The organism is Micromonospora sp. CNZ280, assembly GCF_011759515.1.
This window is the reverse complement of sequence record NZ_JAAOYP010000001.1, coordinates 747254-760714: the sequence shown is the minus strand read 5'-3', so window position 1 is coordinate 760714 and position 13461 is coordinate 747254. Positions and strand designations below refer to the sequence as shown.

The 13461-nt window shown below is 74.1% G+C and carries 16 protein-coding genes; 10 read left to right on the top strand and 6 right to left on the bottom strand.

The window, feature by feature from the left end:
* Positions 1-12: 12 nt before the first annotated feature.
* Positions 13-537 carry a DUF1360 domain-containing protein gene (locus tag FHX32_RS03625; protein ID WP_208418272.1) on the top strand — a complete coding sequence of 175 codons (525 nt, stop codon included), beginning with the start codon at positions 13-15 and terminating at the stop codon, positions 535-537.
* Between the two features lie 69 nt (positions 538-606).
* On the opposite strand, the gene FHX32_RS03620 is transcribed toward FHX32_RS03625, so the two are convergent.
* The 3 genes from FHX32_RS03620 to FHX32_RS03610 form a co-directional block, all read right to left on the bottom strand.
* On the bottom strand, positions 607-816 hold the full coding sequence (locus FHX32_RS03620) for a hypothetical protein (protein ID WP_167179433.1): 210 nt from the start codon (positions 814-816) through the stop codon (positions 607-609).
* A 32-nt stretch (positions 817-848) separates the two neighbouring features.
* On the bottom strand, positions 849-1088 hold the full coding sequence (locus FHX32_RS03615; protein WP_167179431.1) for a hypothetical protein: 240 nt from the start codon (positions 1086-1088) through the stop codon (positions 849-851).
* Positions 1089-1234: 146 nt separating this feature from the next.
* Positions 1235-2332, bottom strand: coding sequence for a 3-deoxy-7-phosphoheptulonate synthase (locus FHX32_RS03610; RefSeq protein WP_167179429.1), 1098 nt, complete (start codon positions 2330-2332; stop codon positions 1235-1237).
* A gap of 252 nt (positions 2333-2584) precedes the next feature.
* On the opposite strand from FHX32_RS03610, the gene FHX32_RS03605 reads away from it, so the two are divergent.
* Positions 2585-2800, top strand: a complete 216-nt coding sequence (locus FHX32_RS03605) for a hypothetical protein (RefSeq protein ID WP_208417933.1) — start codon at positions 2585-2587, stop codon at positions 2798-2800.
* Here the strand turns inward: FHX32_RS03605 and FHX32_RS03600 are convergent.
* Positions 2767-3507, bottom strand: coding sequence for a phosphodiesterase (locus FHX32_RS03600; RefSeq protein ID WP_167179427.1), 741 nt, complete (start codon positions 3505-3507; stop codon positions 2767-2769). The genes FHX32_RS03605 and FHX32_RS03600 overlap by 34 nt on opposite strands.
* Positions 3508-3595: 88 nt before the next feature.
* On the opposite strand from FHX32_RS03600, the gene FHX32_RS03595 reads away from it, so the two are divergent.
* From FHX32_RS03595 to FHX32_RS03575, 5 genes are all read left to right on the top strand, one after another.
* Positions 3596-4888, top strand: a complete 1293-nt coding sequence (locus FHX32_RS03595; RefSeq protein ID WP_167179425.1) for a M16 family metallopeptidase — start codon at positions 3596-3598, stop codon at positions 4886-4888.
* A complete protein-coding gene (locus FHX32_RS03590; RefSeq protein ID WP_167179423.1) occupies positions 4885-6231 on the top strand; it encodes a M16 family metallopeptidase in 1347 nt (448 codons plus the stop codon). The genes FHX32_RS03595 and FHX32_RS03590 overlap by 4 nt, the downstream gene beginning before the upstream one ends.
* A gap of 321 nt (positions 6232-6552) precedes the next feature.
* A complete protein-coding gene (locus FHX32_RS03585) occupies positions 6553-7578 on the top strand; it encodes an aspartate-semialdehyde dehydrogenase (RefSeq protein ID WP_167179421.1) in 1026 nt (341 codons plus the stop codon).
* A 22-nt stretch (positions 7579-7600) separates the two neighbouring features.
* On the top strand, positions 7601-8077 hold the full coding sequence (locus tag FHX32_RS03580; RefSeq protein ID WP_167179419.1) for a PPOX class F420-dependent oxidoreductase: 477 nt from the start codon (positions 7601-7603) through the stop codon (positions 8075-8077).
* 90 nt (positions 8078-8167) lie between these two features.
* Positions 8168-8584, top strand: coding sequence for a CBS domain-containing protein (locus FHX32_RS03575; protein ID WP_167179417.1), 417 nt, complete (start codon positions 8168-8170; stop codon positions 8582-8584).
* On the opposite strand, the gene FHX32_RS03570 is transcribed toward FHX32_RS03575, so the two are convergent.
* The gene (locus tag FHX32_RS03570) at positions 8559-9098 is read right to left on the bottom strand and encodes a DNA glycosylase AlkZ-like family protein (protein ID WP_486480895.1); all 540 of its coding nucleotides are present in this window, start codon (positions 9096-9098) and stop codon (positions 8559-8561) included. The two genes, FHX32_RS03575 and FHX32_RS03570, sit on opposite strands and share 26 nt — an antisense overlap.
* A 263-nt stretch (positions 9099-9361) precedes the next feature.
* Here FHX32_RS03570 and FHX32_RS03565 point away from each other — a divergent pair, with 263 nt between their 5' ends.
* Both FHX32_RS03565 and FHX32_RS03560 read left to right on the top strand, forming a co-directional pair.
* On the top strand, positions 9362-9736 hold the full coding sequence (locus FHX32_RS03565; protein ID WP_167179413.1) for an SCP2 sterol-binding domain-containing protein: 375 nt from the start codon (positions 9362-9364) through the stop codon (positions 9734-9736).
* Positions 9733-11790 (top strand): amylo-alpha-1,6-glucosidase, encoded by a 2058-nt coding sequence (locus FHX32_RS03560; RefSeq protein ID WP_167179411.1) that lies wholly within the window; start codon positions 9733-9735, stop codon positions 11788-11790. The genes FHX32_RS03565 and FHX32_RS03560 overlap by 4 nt, the downstream gene beginning before the upstream one ends.
* 151 nt (positions 11791-11941) lie before the next feature.
* Here the strand turns inward: FHX32_RS03560 and FHX32_RS03555 are convergent, their stop codons facing one another.
* Positions 11942-12589, bottom strand: coding sequence for an alpha/beta hydrolase (locus tag FHX32_RS03555; RefSeq protein WP_167179409.1), 648 nt, complete (start codon positions 12587-12589; stop codon positions 11942-11944).
* Between the two features lie 116 nt (positions 12590-12705).
* Between FHX32_RS03555 and FHX32_RS03550 the strand changes: the two genes are divergently transcribed.
* Positions 12706-13455 (top strand): lysophospholipid acyltransferase family protein, encoded by a 750-nt coding sequence (locus tag FHX32_RS03550; protein WP_167179406.1) that lies wholly within the window; start codon positions 12706-12708, stop codon positions 13453-13455.
* Positions 13456-13461: the final 6 nt, after the last annotated feature.

The window sequence follows — 13461 nt, the reverse complement described above, 5'->3', positions numbered from 1 at the left end:
CGGGTGACCGACCTGAGTGTGAGTGACAAGGTGGCGCGGCTGCGCCAGGCGTACGCGCCGAACCAGTACCGGCCGCTGGGTGGCTACCTGGCGGCGATGGGCACCTACGCGGGGGTGACCGGGGCGATCGCCGGCCTGGTCCGGTTGACCGGCCGGCCGGTGCCCGAGCGCCCCGCCGCGGCGGACGTGGTGCTGCTCTGCGTGGCCACCCACAAGCTGAGCCGGCTGCTGTCCAAGGACGCGGTGACCAGCCCGCTGCGCGCCCCGTTCACCCGCTACGACAAGCCGATCGGCAGCGGCGAGGTGATGGAGCAGGTACGCGACTCGGGCAGCTCCACCAGGCACGCCATCGGCGAGTTGCTCAGCTGCCCGTTCTGCCTGGCCGTCTGGGTGGCCACCGGGCTCACCGGCGGGCTGGTGCTCGCCCCGCGGCTGACCCGGCTGGTCGCCACCGCGCTGACCGCGGTGGCCGCCTCGGACTTCCTCCAGATGGCGTACGCGGTGGCCCAGCAGGCCGCCGAGCGGGACGAGGACTGACACCTACCGGACGGAAGCGGGGGCTGGCGATCCGCCGGCCCCCGCTGTCGTGGTCGTCAGCCGCGCCCGTCAGGTCGGGGTGGTTCCGTGGTTCTCGCCGGCCCAGCCCCGGGGCGACTCGGGCTCCCGCTCGTCCTCGTCCGCGCCGGTGATCACGTCCCGGTCCACCGCGGTCTTGTCGTGCTCGTTGGCGAAGTCCGGCTCCGGCAGCGTGTCGACCCCCTCCGGGGGCTGGCCCAGCGCCGGGATCTTCTCGTGCCGCTGCTCGTGGTGGGACATCTCGCTCTCCTCTCGCGGGGGGCGCCGGGACGTCAGGTGACCGACCCGCCGAGCAGATCCGCCGCCTCGTCCACCGCGTACTCGCCCTCGGGCAGCGCGGCGATCCGGGTGAGCAGCTGAGCGGGAAGCTCCGCGGCCACGGCCCGGCGGTAGATGGTGGCCTGGGTGATCCGCTCCTGGCCGTGGTACAGGTCCTCCAGCAGGTCGTCGAGCCGCCGGATGTCCGGCTCGTCGGCCACGGGTCTGTCGGTCACGGGTACGTCCTCGGTCACCCCGCCCAGCTACCCGCCCCCCAACCGACCAAACCCCACCCCTCGCCCGCCCCCCTCTCACCCGTTGATCATGAGGTTGGCCGCGGCTGGGAGAGGCTTCGCCGCCAACCTCATGATCAACGGGCTCGGGTTCCGGGTGGGAGTGGTCAGGCCGGGGTGGGGGCGGGGGTGCGGCGGCGGGTGCGGACGGCGGCGGCGAGCTGGTCGAGGACCTCGGCGGTGGTGTCCCAGCCCATGCAGGCGTCGGTGACCGACTGCCCGTAGGTCAGCTCCCGAGTGGGGTCGAGGTCCTGCCGGCCCGGGAGCAGGAAGCTCTCCAGCATGATCCCGACGATGCCGCGCTGGCCGGCGGCGAGCTGGCCGGCCACGTCCGCGACCACCGTCGGCTGGTTGCGGTGGTCCTTGCCGCTGTTGGCGTGGCTGGCGTCCACCACCACGCGCTCGGGCAGCCCGGCCGCCCGGAGCAGTTCCAGCGCCCCGGCCACCGATTCCGCGTCGTAGTTGGGCCGGCCGCCACCGCCGCGCAGCACCAGGTGCCCGTCGGCGTTCCCCCGGGTGTGCATGATCGCCGGGGTGCCGGAGACGTCGATGCCGGGGAAGACGTGTGGCACCCCGGCGGCGCGGATGGCGTCCACCGCGGTGGCGATGCTGCCGTCCGGCCGGTTCTTCATCCCGATCGGCATCGACAGCCCGGAGGCGAGCTGCCGGTGCACCTGGCTCTCCACCGTGCGGGCGCCGATCGCGCCCCAGGCCACCGTGTCGGCGATGTACTGCGGGGTGATCGGGTCGAGGAACTCGCAGCCCACCGGCAGACCCAGCCGCAGCACGTCGAGCAGCAGCGCCCGGGCGGTACGCAGCCCGGTGTTGACGTCGCCCGAGCCGTCCAGCCCCGGGTCGTTGATCAGGCCCTTCCAACCCACCGTGGAGCGCGGCTTCTCGAAGTAGACCCGCATCACCACCAGCAGGTCGTCGGCGAGACGGTCGGCCGCGACGCGGAGCCGGTGCGCGTAGTCCAAGGCGGCGGCCGGGTCGTGCACCGAGCACGGGCCGACCACCACCAGCAGGCGGTCGTCCGCGCGATCCAGCACCCGACCGACCGCGCGGCGGCCGGCCAGCACGGCCGAGGCGAGCGTGTCGTCCAGGGGCAGCTCGTGGTGCAGCAGTGCCGGGGTGGTCAACGGCACGACGCGGTCGATCCGCTGATCGCTGACCCGATCGGTCTCCGGGGTCGTCACGGTGGGCATCCTTCCGCCGACCGCGCCCGGTGCCGGTGCCCGGGGTCGAGCCGGCTGCTCGCATGCGAAAGGGCAGGAACACAGTGCTCCTGCCCGGCCGGCTCGTGGTGCGGTGACGTCAGATCATGGTGAAGTCACCGGCTGGCGAGCCGGCTGCCTAAACCATCGATACGACCGCGTCACGCCGGCAAGCCTACCCGACGCGACGGTCGGTGGCACCCGGCTGGCGTGCCCGGTACGCGCCCGGGGTATGGGATCGGCATGACGCACGAGCAGAGCGACCAGGAACGGGTGGAGTCCCGCGCCCACCTGCTGCCGGAGGAGGCCACCGTGGGCAGCGACGACCCGGTGGCGCAGGCGGACGTCATCCTCGACGAGTCCGACGTCCGGGAGGAGGACCGCACCGCCGCCCCGGACACCGTACTGGAACGGCGGACGTCGGATCAGACGGTCACGCCGAGCGAGCCGCCGGACTGAACCCGGGCGCCGCGCGCCCGGCGGGAGCCCCGGTAGGTGTGCTCGCGTACCCAGGCCAGCGGCCCGGCCGCCCGCAGCCCGGGCGGCAGGTTGCCGATCGGGTCGAAGGCCAGCGCGGCATCCGTCCGGGCGCTGAGCTGGTCGCCGAGCGCGACCTGGCCGACCGGCCGCCACGGCCCGACCGCCGACGCGACCGCGAGCACCAGCCGCGGCGCGTCCGCGCGGGTCGCCGCCGCCACGTCGGCCAGGCTCCGACCCAGGTCCACCGATTCCGGGTCGGCCAGCGCGGCCAGCCAGATCCGCCGCCGGCCCACCCGGTAGGACATGATCGAGCTGTACGTGCCGGCGAACCGCCGCCGCGGCAGCGGCAGGTGGCGCAGCACCGGCGCCGCGCAACTGGAGCTGACCAGCAGGTCGTACGGGCGGTCCCCGCCCCGGTGCATCCGTACCGCCAGGCCGAGCACGTCCGGCCAGCCGTCGGGGGTGGGCACGCCCCGGGACAGCCGGACCGTGGCCGGGTAACGGCCGGGCCGGTCCAGCATCCCGACCCCGGTCGGCGGCCCGGCGACGCCCCAGATGGTCACCTCGCCGGTGAACGAGCGGCCGAGCGGATGCAGCAGGCGGGCGCGGCGGAGCCGGGTCAGGGCGGCGGCGGCCCGTTCCAGGGCGGCGCCGGCCCGGGCGGTGGCGCCGGTCGGGACGGACATGCCCCTCCGGTACCCGGCGGCCCGCGGTCGATGCCTCCGGCGTACGGCGTGTGACGTTTCCGCCCGCGAGATCGGATAGCGTCGGGCCATGCCCGACAGCGGTTACCCCTGGCCCATCGAGACGACCCGACTGGACAACGGCCTGCGCGTGGTGGTGAGCGAGGACCGCACCGCCCCCGCGGTCGCGGTGAACCTCTGGTACGACGTCGGCTCCCGGCACGAACCGGCGGGACAGACCGGCTTCGCCCACCTCTTCGAGCACCTGATGTTCGAGGGTTCGGTCAACGTGGCGAAGACCGAGCACATGAAGCTGGTGCAGGGTTCGGGCGGTTCGCTGAACGCCACGACCAACCCGGACCGCACCAACTACTTCGAGACGGTCCCGGCCGAGCACCTGGAGCTGGCGCTCTGGCTGGAGGCCGACCGGATGGGCGGCCTGGTGCCGGCGCTGACCCAGGAGACCCTGGACAACCAGCGCGACGTGGTGAAGAACGAGCGGCGGCAACGCTACGAGAACGTCCCGTACGGCGACGCCTGGCTGCGGCTGCTACCCCTGCTCTACCCGCCCGGGCATCCGTACCACCACGCCACGATCGGTTCGATGGCCGACCTGAACGCCGCCGACCTGGCCACCTTCCAGGCCTTCCACCAGACCTACTACGCGCCGAACAACGCGGTGCTCACCGTGGTCGGCGACGCCTCCGCCGCCGAGGTCTTCGCGCTGGCCGACAAGTACTTCGGCGCCATCCCGGCCCGGGCCGACATCCCGCCCGCGCCGGACGGGCGGATCGTCCCGGCGACCGGCCGGCCCGCCGTCGAGACGGTCACCGGCGACGTGCCCGCGCCCCGGGTGTACGTGGCGCACCGCACCTACCCCTTCGGCAGCCCCGGCTACGACGTGCTCACCGTGCTCGCCACCGTCCTCGGCAGCGGCCGGGGCAGCCGGCTCTACCAGCGGCTCGCCGACGGCGAGCGGATCGCGCAGCCGGACCTGGTCGGGGCGTACGGGGTGGACCTGGCGCACGCCCCGGCGCCGCTGATCGCCACCGCCACCGCCCGCCCGGGCGTGACCGGCGAGCGGTTGGCCGCCGGGCTGGCCGAGGTGGTCGACGAACTGGCCACCGTGCCGGTCACCGCCACCGAGCTGGAGCGGGCCAAGGCGCTGCTGACCACCGCCTGGTGGCGGCAGATGTCCACGGTGGACGGACGGGCGGACACGCTCGGCCGCTACGCCACCCAGTTCGACGACCCGGCGAAGGCCGGCGAGCGGCTGCCCGCCTGGCTCGCGGTGACCGCCGAGCAGATCGCCGAGGCCGCCGCCGAGGTGCTCGGCGCCGCCGACCGGGTGACCCTGACCTACCTGCCCGAGGAGACGTCATGACGCTGATCGCCCACCGTCCCGGCCCGGGCGCCGCCCGCCCGTACCGGTTCCCGCCGGTGGTCCGTCGCGCCGTGGCCGGCGGTCAGGTCGTCGCCGCGCACCTGCCCGGGCAGAATCTCGCCGTCGCCCTGCTGCTGCTCGACGCCGGCGCGGCACGCGAACCGGTCGGCAACGAGGGGCTCGCCGGGGTGCTGGCCAAGGCCCTGGAGGAGGGCACCGCGCAGCGCGACGCGACGGCGTACGCGCTGGCGATCGAGGCCCTCGGCACCGAGCTGGTGACCGGGCTGGACTGGGACTCGTTCCAGGTCAGCGTGCAGGTGCCGGTGGACCGGCTGGGCGCCGCCGTGGAACTGCTCGCCGAGGCGGTGCGGACGCCCCGGCTCGACCCGATTGACGTGCGCCGGGTCCGCGACGACGAGGCGACCGCGCTGCGGATGGACTGGGCCAACCCGGGCCCGCGGGCCGACGCGGCGCTGCGCGCCGACCTGTTCGGCGCCGAGAACCGCTGGGGCCGTCCGATGTACGGCGACCCGAACTCGGTAGCCGCGATCGACCCGGAGGACGTCACGGTATTCCACTCCGAGTGGTTCATCCGGCCCGGCACGCTGATCGTGGCGGGCGACCTCGACCGGCTCGACCTGGACGCGCTCGGCGCGACCGCGTTCGCCGGCGCTGGTGGCGGCCCGGTCGACCGGGGCGGACCGATCGAGGTGCGCTTCCGGGAAGGCCGGCGGATCATCCTGGTGGACCGGCCCGGCTCGGTGCAGTCCACGCTGCGGCTGGGGCACCCGTCGCCGCACCGCGCCCACCCCGACCACGTGCCGATGACGCTCGCCGGCACGGTGGTCGGCGGGGCGTTCACCTCCCGCCTCAACCACCTGATCCGCGAGGTGCGCGGCTACACGTACGGCATCCGGGGCGACTTCGCCTCGTCCCGCCGGTTCGGCCGGTTCGCGGTCAGCTCCGGGGTGCAGACCGCGGTGACCGCGCCGGCGCTGGTCGAGGCGGTCGGCGAGATCACCCGTACCCAGGCCGGCGGGGTGACCGAGGACGAGCTGGCGGTGGCCCGCTCCTGGCGGGCCGGCCAGCTCTCGGTCGAGCTGCAGAGCCCGCGGGCGATCGCCTCCGCGCTGACCACGCTGGTGGTGCACGACCTGCCGGACGACTACCACGCCCGGCTGCGGGAGTCGCTGCTCGCCGCCGACGTCGACCAGGTCTCCGCCGCGGCGGCGGCACACCTGCGTCCGGAGTCGCTCACCCTGGTCGTGGAGGGGGACGCGGCGGTGATCCGCGACGAGCTGGTGGCCACCGGTCTCGGCGAGGTGGTGTCCACGGCGCCCTGACCCTGGCCGCCTGCCTGCCCGCCTGTCCGTCACGGCGGGTGCGCGGTGTGGATTGCGTCTCTGCTTGTTGGGTTGTGATGTGGGTCGCTGGTCGGCTGGGTGGGTTGGCGGGGCACCGGACGTGGGGGCCGGTGACGATGTTGCGGTGGAAGGTGGCGATCAGCCGCGAATCTTCCGGGGGTGGGCGCGTACGGGCGGGGTGGTTGCGGTCCGCGGACCGCCCCGGCCTGCCTGCGGCGCCGCCCGGGCCCGGTGTGGCGTCCGCCCGGGCGGTGGGAAAGCGTTCCCGGTCCGGGGTCGGGGCTGGGTAGCCTCGCGGGCATGAGGATCGGCATTGTGGGGGCCACCGGCCAGGTCGGTGGCGTGATGCGGCAGGTGCTGGGCGAGCGGGAGTTCCCGGCGGAGCAGGTGCGGTTGTTCGCCTCGGCCCGGTCGGCCGGGCGTGCGCTGCCCTGGCGAGACGGCGAGATCACCGTGGAGGACGCGGCCACCGCCGACTACGCCGGTCTGGACATCGTGCTCTTCTCCGCTGGTAAGGGCACTGCCAAGGAGCTCGCCCCCCGGGTCGCCGCCGCCGGCGCGGTCGTGATCGACAACTCCTCCGCGTTCCGGATGGACCCGGAGGTGCCGCTGGTCGTCGCCGAGGTGAACCCGCACGCCGCCGCCGTACGCCCGAAGGGCATCATCGCCAACCCGAACTGCACCACGATGGCCGCGATGCCGGTGCTGCGCCCGCTGCACGAGGAGGCGGAGCTGGTCAGCCTGGTCGTCTCGACCTACCAGGCGGTCTCCGGCGCCGGCCTGGCCGGCGTGGCCGAGCTGGACGAGCAGGTCCGCAAGGTCGCCGAGCACGCCAGCGGCCTCACCTTCGACGGCGCCGCCGTCGAGTTCCCGGCCCCGCGCTCCTTCGCCCAGCCGATCGCGTTCAACGTGCTCCCGCTGGCCGGCTCCATCGTCGACGACGGATCGGAGGAGACCGACGAGGAGCAGAAGCTGCGCAACGAGAGCCGCAAGATCCTGGAGATCCCCGGGCTCAAGGTCTCCGGCACCTGCGTCCGGGTGCCCGTCTTCACCGGCCACTCGCTCCAGGTCAACGCCCGGTTCGCCCGGCCGATCACCCCGCAGCGGGCCCGCGAGCTGCTGGCCGACGCGCCCGGCGTGGCGCTGAACGACGTGCCCACCCCGTTGCAGGCGGCCGGGCAGGACCCGACCTACGTCGGGCGGATCCGGGCCGACGAGACCGTCGAGCACGGTCTTGCCCTGTTCTGCTCCAACGACAACCTGCGCAAGGGCGCGGCGCTCAACGCCGTGCAGATCGCCGAGCTGGTGGCCGCCGAGTTGCGCTGACCCGACCCCGTGTGGGGTTGACATGACGACCCGACCCCGACTCGACGAGGAGGATGCGGTGCCGGACGACCGTACCCGGGAAGCACTGACCGACCTGATCGCCGGGCGGTGGATGGGGGTGCTGGCCACCATCCGCCGGGACGGCCGGCCGCAGCTGTCCACAGTGGTCTACGCCTTCGACCGGGACCGCGGCCTGATCCGGGTGTCGGTGACCGACGACCGGGCGAAGACGGCCAATCTCCGCCGGGACCCGCGAGCCAGCTTCCACGTCGGCAGCGACGACGGCTGGGCGTACGCGGTGGCGGACGCGCGGGCCGAGCTGACCCCGGTGGCCGCGGACCCGGCCGACGCGACCGTCGAGGAACTGGTCGGGCTGTACCGGTCGATCCAGGGCGAGCACCCGGACTGGGACGACTACCGGCGGGCGATGGTCGCCGAACGCCGGCTGGTGCTGCGGCTGCACGTCGAGCGCGTGTACGGCGCCCCGCCCCGCGGCTGATCCGGCCCGGACCGTCCGCCCGCGCGGTGGGGGCGTTACCCCGGCGGGGCGGCGGGTAGACCGCCGGTGCCGAACCGAGAGGGGAGCACCATGACAACGGTCGGAGAGTTCATGACGACCCGGTTGGTGACGATGGACGGCAACGACACGCTCACCGCGGCGGCGCAGGAGATGCGCGACAGCGCCATCGGCGACGTCGTGGTGACCGACGGCGACAACGTGGTCGGCATCGTCACGGACCGGGACATCACGGTCCGGGCCGTGGCGGAGAGCCTGGACCCTAACACCACCACGCTCAACCGGATCACCAGCAAGGACGTGATCACGGTGAGCCAGTACGACGACGCGGTGGCCGCCGCAGATTTGATGCGGACCTACGCCGTCCGCCGGTTGCCGGTCGTCGACGACGGGCGCCTGGTCGGGCTGGTGTCCATGGGCGACCTCGCGGTCGAGCGGGAGCCCCAGTCGGTGCTTGCCGACATCAGCGCCGACGACCCGAACAACTGACCTGTCCGCCGCGGTAGGCCGGCTCCCCGGTGCGGGGGGCCGGCTTTTGCGGCGTTCCGCCGGTGCGGTCCCCGAATGAGCCGCGCCCCGGCGCCCGGATGCGTCGCTGCGCCGCCGCGACGTGCGGGCCGTCAGGCCGGCCCGACGCCCACCCGCCCGTCGGTGGCGCCGCGGCGGCCACGACGGCGGCCTCGGCGTCCAGCTCGCGGCGGACGCGGGCCGGCAGCGGGCGGCCGTCGAACGGGGTGACGGTCACCTCCAGTGCGCCCCGGCCCGCCATCTTCGCCCGCCAGACACCGGCCACCTCACCGTCGACCAGCAGCGCGCCGGGATTGCCGATGATCCGCCAGAGCTGCTTCTGGTGGGGCTTCTCCGGCACCAGCACGTCGCGGTCCCGACCCTGCAGGAACGGGTCACCGGGCGGCAGCAGCCGGACTCCCGGCGCCGGCCGGGCGGCGCGCAGCGCGTCCAGCCGGTCGGCCGGCAGCCCGGCCTGCCGCCCGGCCGCCCGCACCTCGGCCAGCCTGGTCTGGTCGATGCGCGGGGCACCGCACCTGCACCGGCGCGCCGAGCTGCCCGACCTGGCCGCTCTCCCGGAGGCTACTGCCCGGCTGCGACAGCCCGGCGCGGGCTCACCCGATCCGGGCGAGGTTGACGCCGCGCCGGCCGGGGACCCGGTCCACCGAGGCCGAACGCCGGACGGTGGGACGTACGTGGCACGCCGCCCCACCCGCCCGGCGGGGAGCCGGGACCGACCGACGGGGAGGAGAGGACCCGATGGTGGACGCGACCACGAGGTTCTTCGAGGATCTCGACCGGCGGGGGTTCGAACCCGTGCTGGCGAAGACCAAGGGGACCCTGCGTTTCGATCTGCACGAGGGGGCGCAGACCACGCACTGGCTGCTGCGGATGGACCGGGGCCGGGTCGAGGTGAGCCAGGAGGACGCCGAGGCGGACACCGTCGTCGGGACCACGCCGGACCTGTTCGAGGACCTGGCCGCCGGGCGGGAGAACGGGATCGCGGCGCTGTTCCGTGGGGACATGACGGTGACCGGTGACGCCCGGCTGGTGGTGCAGGTGGAACGGCTCTTCCCGGGCCCGCCGGACAGCCGTGGGCCGCGCCGGCGCTTCGAGAGGGGGACGCAGCGATGAGCCAGAGCAGCACCGTCCGGATCCTGGACGGCAACACCTTCGTGGTCTCCGAGGACACCGGCGACATCGAGGCGACGCCGACCGAGCCGACCGGACTCTTCTCCCTGGACATGCGCTTCCTGTCCACCTGGGTGCTGACCGTCAACGGGGAGCGGCTCAACGCTCTCTCCTACGACGACCTCCAGTACTACGAGGCCCGCTTCTTCCTGGTGCCGGGGATGGCGACGCACTACATCGACGCCAAGCTCTCGGTGATCCGGGAACGCGCGGTCGGCGGCAGCTTCCGCGAGCAGTTGACCATCCTCAACCACGACGAGAAGCCGGTCGACCTGGAGATCCGGATGGAGGCGGGCGCCGACTTCGCCGACCTGTTCCAGGTCAAGGACGAGATCCTGAACAAGAAGGGGGAGCTCTACGCCGAGCCCGAGGCGGATCGGCTGCGGATCGGCTACCGGCGGGGCAACTTCCGGCGGGAGACGGTGATCTCCTCGTCCGCGCCGGCCCGCTACGACCGGCAGGGCTTCGCGTACACCGTCCACCTCGAACCCAACCAGCAGTGGGACGCCCGGATCGACGTACAGACCATCGCGGTCGGGCCGGGCGGCCGGGACCTGCGGATGGGGTTGCGGGCACACGGCACCGAGCGGCTCGCCCTCCAGCACGACCTGGAGGAGTGGCTGCGCAGAGCGCCCAAGGTGAACACCCAGCACGAGGAGCTGGGCAGCACCTACCGGCGGAGCCTGATCGACCTGGCCGCGCTGCGCTTCTCGCCGATCTCGCTCGGCGGGGCGACCCTGCCGGCGGCCGGCCTGCCCTGGTTCATGACCATGTTCGGCCGGGACAGCATCCTGACCTGCCTGCAGACGCTCCCCTTCACGCCGCAGCTGTCCCAGACCACGCTGCGGATCCTGGCCGCGTTGCAGGGCACCCGGTTCGACGACTTCCGGGACGAGGACCCGGGCCGGATCCTGCACGAGATGCGCTACGGCGAGACGGCCGCCTTCGAGGAGCAGCCGCACACGCCGTACTACGGCTCGGTGGACGCCACCCCGCTGTTCGTGGTGCTGCTCGACGAGTACGAGAAGTGGACCGGGGACGGCGCGCTGGTCAAGGAGCTGGAGCAGGAGTCGCGGGCGGCGTTGAAGTGGGTCGACGACTACGCCGACCTGGTCGGCAACGGCTACATCTGGTACGAGCGGCGCAACACCGACACCGGCCTGGAGAACCAGTGCTGGAAGGACTCCTGGGACTCGGTCTCCTACCGCGACGGCACGCTGCCGCCGTTTCCCCGGGCCACCTGTGAGGTGCAGGGGTACGCGTACGACGCGAAGATGCGCGCCGCGCGGCTGGCCCGCGAGTTCTGGGCCGACCCGGAGTACGCGGACAAGTTGGAGCGCGAGGCGGCGCAGCTGAAGGAGCGGTTCAACCGGGACTTCTGGGTGGAGGACGGCGAGTTCTACGCGCTCGCCCTCGACCCGGACGGCCGGCAGTGCGACGTGCTCAGTTCCAACATCGGGCACCTGCTGTGGAGCGGCATCGTCGACCACGAGCGGGCCGAGAAGATCGCGCAGCATCTGGTCGGTCCCCGGCTCTTCTCCGGCTGGGGGGTGCGGACGCTGGCCGAGGGCGAGGTCCGCTACAACCCGATCGGCTACCACAACGGCACCATCTGGCCGTTCGACAACTCCTTCATCGCCTGGGGCCTGCGCCGGTACGGCTTCGCGGAGGAGTCGGCGATCATCGCCAGCGGCATCCTGGACGCGGCGACCTACTTCCAGGGCCGGCTGCCGGAGGCGTTCGGCGGGTACCCGCGCGACCTGACCAAGTTCCCGGTCGAGTACCCGACGGCGTGCAGCCCGCAGGCGTGGTCGACCGGTACCCCGATGCTGCTGCTGCGCACCATGCTCGGCCTGGAACCGCACGAGGGGCACCTCGCGGTGGAGCCGCGGCTGCCGGTCGGGATGGGCCGCATCGAGGTGCTGGACATCCCGGGCCGGTGGGGCCGGGTGGACGCGTTCGCCCGGGGCCGGCTGGAGATCGAGGAGCCCGACTGACCGGAGCGCTGGTCCGCCGGCGGATGCGGCTCGGTCGGCCGGCGGCGGAGACGCCACCGCTGACGGTGGGCGGTGACCCGCCCGGGGTGCGCCGCGTCCCACCGGCCGTCCGCACACCGCGCGCCGCCCTGCCCGGGCGGCGCGCGCCGGCTCAGGCCGGTGGCAGGACGGTGTCCAGGAACGCCCCGGTCACCGCGGCCAGGTCCGGGCGGTGCAGCGCGAGCGCGTGCCCGCCGTGGGTGATCCAGGCGTGCACCGGGTGCCCGGCGGCCAGCAGCGCCGCCGCCAGGTCCACCGACTGGCTGACCGGCACCGAGCGGTCGGCGACGCCGTGCACCAGCAGCACCGGCACCCGGTTGCCGGCGTGCGTGGTCACGGTCGCGTCCACGGTGGCCGGATCGCCGGCGGTGGGCGGGTGGCCGAGCAGGCCGGCCCACGGGTCGTCGGCGCGGCCCAGCCGCCGCCAGTCCGTGGCCAGCGGGTCGACGGCCGGCCAGTAGGCCAGTGCGGCGGTCACGTCGTCCGGCCGGTCCACCCCGCGCAGCGCCAGGTGCAGGGCCAGCGTGCCGCCCGCCGAGTCGCCCGCCACCAGCAGCGGACGATCCCCGGCCGCCGCGCGCGCCGCCCGCGCCGCCGCGCGTACGTCGTCGAGCTGGGCCGGCCAGTGCGCCTGGTCCACCAGCCGGTAGGTCGCCGGCACCACCCGCAGCCCGTACCGGGCCAGCGCCGCGCCGTCCTCGGTCGAGCGGGCCCGCCAGCCGCCGCCGTGTATCCAGAGCAGTACCCCGCGTTCGGTCATCCCGCCATCCTGGCCCCGCCCGGCCGGACCGCCCAGTCCGGTACGCCGAGGGCAGAAGGGTCGACGGGTCGATCGGCCCTGGCGTGACCCACAGCTCGGCGGGGTACCTTCTGCGGATGCCGGAACTCGTGTACCCGCCCGTGATCGCCGCCGCCAAGACGATGTTCCGGGTCCTCGACCTGAAGATCACCGTCGAGGGCGCCCACCATGTCCCGCGTACCGGCGGGGCGGTGCTGGCCAGCAACCACGTCAGCTACCTGGACTTCATCTTCTGCGGCCTGGGCGCGCACCCCGCGAAGCGGCTGGTCCGCTTCATGGCCAAGCAGTCCGTGTTCACCCACAAGGTGTCCGGCCCGCTGATGCGCGGCATGCGGCACATCCCGGTGGACCGCCGGGCGGGCGCCGGGTCGTACGCGACCGCGGTCAGCGCGCTGCGCCGGGGCGAGGTGGTCGGCGTCTTCCCGGAGGCCACGATCAGCCGCTCGTTCACGGTCAAGGAGCTCAAGAGCGGCGCCACCCGGATGGCCCAGGAGGCCGGCGTGCCGGTGCTGCCGGTGGCGCTCTGGGGCACCCAGCGGCTGTGGACCAAGGGCCGGCCGCGCACCCTCACCCGCCGGCACACCCCCATCACCATCCTGGTCGGGGAGCCGATGGACCCGGCCGGCTACCCGGACCCGAACGCGATGACCGCCGACCTGAAGAAGCGGCTGGACGCGCTGGTCGACCGGGCCCAGCGGGAGTACCCGGAGGCACCGGCCGGCCCGGACGACCGCTGGTGGCTCCCCGCCCACCTCGGCGGCACCGCCCCCACCCCGGAGGAGGCCGCCGCCCTCGACCGCGGGGACCGCCGCACCTCCGCGACCTGACCCGGC

Excerpts from the sequence above, each read along its gene's own strand:
- FHX32_RS03620 (WP_167179433.1), bottom strand. The coding sequence starts at position 816 with ATGTCCCACCACGAGCAGCGGCACGAGAAGATCCCGGCGCTGGGCCAG.
- FHX32_RS03610 (WP_167179429.1), bottom strand. The coding sequence starts at position 2,332 with ATGCCCACCGTGACGACCCCGGAGACCGATCGGGTCAGCGATCAGCGG.
- FHX32_RS03605 (WP_208417933.1), top strand. The coding sequence starts at position 2,585 with ATGACGCACGAGCAGAGCGACCAGGAACGGGTGGAGTCCCGCGCCCAC.
- FHX32_RS03600 (WP_167179427.1), bottom strand. The coding sequence starts at position 3,507 with ATGTCCGTCCCGACCGGCGCCACCGCCCGGGCCGGCGCCGCCCTGGAA.
- FHX32_RS03595 (WP_167179425.1), top strand. The coding sequence starts at position 3,596 with ATGCCCGACAGCGGTTACCCCTGGCCCATCGAGACGACCCGACTGGAC.
- FHX32_RS03590 (WP_167179423.1), top strand. The coding sequence starts at position 4,885 with ATGACGCTGATCGCCCACCGTCCCGGCCCGGGCGCCGCCCGCCCGTAC.
- FHX32_RS03585 (WP_167179421.1), top strand. The coding sequence starts at position 6,553 with ATGAGGATCGGCATTGTGGGGGCCACCGGCCAGGTCGGTGGCGTGATG.
- FHX32_RS03580 (WP_167179419.1), top strand. The coding sequence starts at position 7,601 with ATGACGACCCGACCCCGACTCGACGAGGAGGATGCGGTGCCGGACGAC.
- FHX32_RS03575 (WP_167179417.1), top strand. The coding sequence starts at position 8,168 with ATGACAACGGTCGGAGAGTTCATGACGACCCGGTTGGTGACGATGGAC.
- FHX32_RS03565 (WP_167179413.1), top strand. The coding sequence starts at position 9,362 with ATGGTGGACGCGACCACGAGGTTCTTCGAGGATCTCGACCGGCGGGGG.
- FHX32_RS03560 (WP_167179411.1), top strand. The coding sequence starts at position 9,733 with ATGAGCCAGAGCAGCACCGTCCGGATCCTGGACGGCAACACCTTCGTG.
- FHX32_RS03555 (WP_167179409.1), bottom strand. The coding sequence starts at position 12,589 with ATGACCGAACGCGGGGTACTGCTCTGGATACACGGCGGCGGCTGGCGG.
- FHX32_RS03550 (WP_167179406.1), top strand. The coding sequence starts at position 12,706 with ATGCCGGAACTCGTGTACCCGCCCGTGATCGCCGCCGCCAAGACGATG.